This is a genomic window from Pseudomonas sp. 51_B (assembly GCF_017491595.1).
GTDB classification, from domain to species: domain Bacteria; phylum Pseudomonadota; class Gammaproteobacteria; order Pseudomonadales; family Pseudomonadaceae; genus Aquipseudomonas; species Aquipseudomonas promysalinigenes.
On the sequence record NZ_JAFGYW010000238.1, the window covers coordinates 1 to 495 of the forward strand.

The 495-nt window shown below is 59.6% G+C and carries 1 protein-coding gene; it reads right to left on the reverse strand.

Annotation, left to right across the window (positions count from 1 at the left end; genetic code table 11):
* Positions 1–495: substrate binding domain-containing protein (locus tag J5M56_RS24605; protein ID WP_207938011.1), on the reverse strand; the 495-nt coding region annotated here is incomplete at both ends.

Consider the following 495-nt stretch of genomic DNA (forward strand, 5'->3'; position numbering starts at 1 on the left):
CGTGTAGACCGCGTAAACATTGCGCTCGTAGGTGTGGTAATCGGGCAGCACCCGCACCAGCCTGCCGGTACGCAAATCGTCGATCGCCGTGAAGCCTGCCAACAGACCAATCCCCGCCCCTTCGCGAATGGCCACGGCCATTGCGTCCATATCGTTCACGCTGAAACTCGGCCCGCTCGGGATGAACGTCGCATCGCCCGCCTTGCTTTTGAGCTGCCATTCATCACGCACGTAATCCACGGTACCAAGCAGCAGGCATTGATGATCGCAAAGCTGCTCCGGGGTTTCGGGTGCGCCATGCCGCGCCAGGTATTGCGGAGAGGCCACCAATACGCAGTGACTGACGCCGATCTTCTGGCTGACATACGCCGAATCCGGCAGCGTTCGCGCGATCAGAATGGACACGTCCAACTGATCCTCAAGCAGATTGGGCATGCGTTGGGAGAGCATCAAATCGACGGTCACTTCGGGAAACGCCTGGCGATACTCCAGCAC